We start from the raw sequence: 2734 nt of genomic DNA, 5'->3' as shown, positions 1-2734 counted from the left end.
GGCGTTGGTATGACTCCCCACGTCAAGTTAAATACACCGATCCCTGCTCATTAATTTAGAGCCATAATGTCTACTTTTAAAATAAAAGAGTTAACGCATAGATGAAGCAAGTAATTTCGTCGGTTATCATGCTGATATTCGTGGATTACTAACCTGTTGGTTAGCAGTGCCGACCTTACTTATTCCGTCGTGGCACCTGATTTCAGTCTATGCTCGTGGTTCAACGATAATAAATACCGTTGCCAGCCTAACGCCCTCGGTGGTTATGCCACAGCCGATGCTTGACCCAATGCGCTAACTCAAAACTTTTTATCATGCAGGTACTCTCGATATTCTTAATCGTGTATCAACTGGCGTAATGACTACTTCACGGGCAATAGCCCACAGGTAAGCGGCCATCTCTCTGGCAATGGCTATCACCACGACATTACGATGTTTTCCTCTACTCAGCAGCCGATTGTATCGTCGGCACAGCCTAAGTTGGGCCTGCCAAGCAATATCGGTAATTTCTTTGGGTAAGCCTTCCTGACGCTTTTGTAATTCTGTCGATATATTGGCTTTGTGCTTATATGTATGAGCGCCTTGAACAAGTAAACGCCTTGCTCGTCCATTGCCACATTTGGTAATGCTACCTAACCGCCGTTTATCACCACTGCTGTGCTCTTTTGAGACTAATCCTAGATACGACATGAGCTTTTTTGGATGGTCAAAGCGCCTTAAATCGCCAAGCTCTGCGACAATACCCGTTGCGATAAGCAGTCGAACACCTCTGACGGCTTGAAGTGCTTTAACTACAGGATAAAACCGCCACGACTTCACCTGATGAAATAATTCATTGGCCAGTCGTTTCTCTCGCTGTATTCGCTCAGTGATAACTTGTATCATTTCTTGCAAAACGATTTGTTGGCTTGGGTGAGGTAAAATGAGCTCAGTCAACCAACGAAGGTGTTGAAGTGACCAATTATCGTTGACCTTACAGCTGATGTTATTACGAAGAAATAGGGCCTTAAGTTGATATTTAGCATCCTTTAAGTCTTTCATCGCTGTTTCTCTTGCCCTTGATAGGTCGCGTATTGCTTCGTCTTCAGGCTCTGGCACATATATGGGTGTTAATTCTTCATCCTTAAGCAGTTTGGTTAATTTCAACGCATCACGTTTGTCAGTTTTTACTTTATCTCCTGGTTTCTTTGGAATTAATGAGGGGGCAACGACATAGCAGCAATGACTCAAGCTGGTCAGTAATCGGTAAATCCAATAACCACAGGGGCCTGCTTCATAAACAAAATGTAGTGTCGCCTGTGGGTATTTGGATTGATATTGCCGAGCCAATTTTGTAATGGCTGCTTTGGTCGTTTTTATTTTTCCATAATGAACGGGTTTTGCACCACGTTGGTCTTCTACATGTGCCACTTCGGTAGACACTTTATGGGTATCTAAGCCGATGAAAAGTATGTTATATTTGTACATGTTAGCCTCCAGTTTATATTGTTTAACACATATATTATGGCTCTGGTTTTACTAACCCACGAATCTGGAGGCTAGCACCTCGTGGGAGTCATTATGTCTAGCAATACAAGGAGTTTGATTTGAGTTCTGTCAAAAAGTATTCATTATTTATACGTGTAATTTGTGGTGTTCTAGGTGTTTCAACCATTGGTGTTATGATTTTTAACGCTCTAAACTCTGAGCAATTTGTTTTTGAGTTCAAAGTTGTTGCAATAGCATTTGCTGTATGCATTTTTATCTTTACAGCAATCACTGGTACAAACCCTCTTGCAAGTATCAACGGTGATAAGCAGGCATAGTATAGCTAACAAGCAAATTAACAGGACACGTAACGCTTGCTCGGTTCTGCTTCGCTCTACAATTTTAGCAAGCGTTACTTAGCCCGTTATTTGGGCGTTATGTACCGCCTTCTTTTAAGGTAAAGTTATTTCAAATATAGGTGGTTTTAAATAGGCTTGGCAGTGTTGCTTTTGAGTTTTCGCCAAGGTAATTTTGGAAAATCAAACTAGCACTTATCAATTGGCTCAAAGTTCTTGATCAGGTGTTTATTAGGCGGTGGTATTTTTATCTCTTCCGTTTATCTATTAAAACTTAATATTGTTTGTTATCGTAATGTTCATAAATACCAATTACATAACAAGCAATTCAAACGGAAAAATTACAGTTGGCTCGCGCTCCGCGCAGTATAGCCAAACTGTATTTTTCCGCTTAATGTGGGCGTTAGTGTACCAGAGAGAGTTTTGTCGCATATGAATCAATGGAAGTTCCAATTATTACCCAGTAAAAAAGATGCTCTCGGTGTTGGTGAAGGCTTTCGAATGGATAGTGTTGCTGAACAAATTGAGAGAGAAGTTAATGAAGCTTTACCATATCGTTTTAAGTTTCATAAAATTGGAAAAATAGTTGTCTGGCTTGGCCCTAGAAATGACCAAGAGGATTATGTTGAGCAAATGGGAGTATCGTTACAGCTATACGAGAACTTCTGTGCTGATAGCTATATAAAGTCGTCGGATGAACAAAAGCAGGAGTTGCTTAAAGTAATTATCCGTGATGTATTTAATTGGTTTTCTGATAATTTTGATGACTCAGAGTTCTTTGTAAATAAAGTAAAAAGTCAGGTGGCTTGGGTACACTAACAAGCCAATCAAGCGGGACTAAAAACAGTTTGCTCGGTTTCGCTTCGCTACACATTATAGCAAACAATTTTTAGCCCCTTATTGGGGCGTTA

Annotated in this window: 4 protein-coding genes; 3 read left to right on the top strand and 1 reads right to left on the bottom strand. The window is 40.5% G+C overall.

The window, feature by feature from the left end; all coding sequences use genetic code 11:
* Positions 1 to 166 precede the first annotated feature (166 nt).
* Positions 167 to 298, top strand: a complete 132-nt coding sequence (locus GAB14E_RS25575) for a hypothetical protein (RefSeq protein ID WP_269429112.1) — start codon at positions 167 to 169, stop codon at positions 296 to 298.
* A gap of 14 nt (positions 299 to 312) precedes the next feature.
* On the opposite strand, the gene GAB14E_RS05475 is transcribed toward GAB14E_RS25575, so the two are convergent.
* On the bottom strand, positions 313 to 1467 hold the full coding sequence (locus GAB14E_RS05475) for an IS110 family RNA-guided transposase (protein ID WP_033081990.1): 1155 nt from the start codon (positions 1465 to 1467) through the stop codon (positions 313 to 315).
* Positions 1468 to 1586: 119 nt separating this feature from the next.
* Between GAB14E_RS05475 and GAB14E_RS05480 the strand changes: the two genes are divergently transcribed.
* Together GAB14E_RS05480 and GAB14E_RS05485 are read left to right on the top strand one after the other, a co-directional pair.
* Positions 1587 to 1805 carry a hypothetical protein gene (locus tag GAB14E_RS05480; protein ID WP_033083612.1) on the top strand — a complete coding sequence of 73 codons (219 nt, stop codon included), beginning with the start codon at positions 1587 to 1589 and terminating at the stop codon, positions 1803 to 1805.
* Positions 1806 to 2255: 450 nt separating this feature from the next.
* Positions 2256 to 2642: a hypothetical protein gene (locus GAB14E_RS05485; RefSeq protein ID WP_033082363.1), complete on the top strand. Its 387-nt coding sequence runs from the start codon at positions 2256 to 2258 to the stop codon at positions 2640 to 2642.
* Positions 2643 to 2734 lie beyond the last annotated feature (92 nt).

It is taken from the genome of Colwellia psychrerythraea, from assembly GCF_000764185.1.
Classification (GTDB): Bacteria; Pseudomonadota; Gammaproteobacteria; order Enterobacterales; family Alteromonadaceae; genus Colwellia; species Colwellia psychrerythraea_B.
The sequence above is the reverse complement of the archived record's forward strand: the minus strand, read 5'-3'. Positions and strand labels throughout refer to the sequence as shown.

Coding starts and splice junctions, on each gene's coding strand:
- GAB14E_RS05475 (WP_033081990.1), bottom strand. CDS start 1,467: ATGTACAAATATAACATACTTTTCATCGGCTTAGATACCCATAAAGTG.
- GAB14E_RS05485 (WP_033082363.1), top strand. CDS start 2,256: ATGAATCAATGGAAGTTCCAATTATTACCCAGTAAAAAAGATGCTCTC.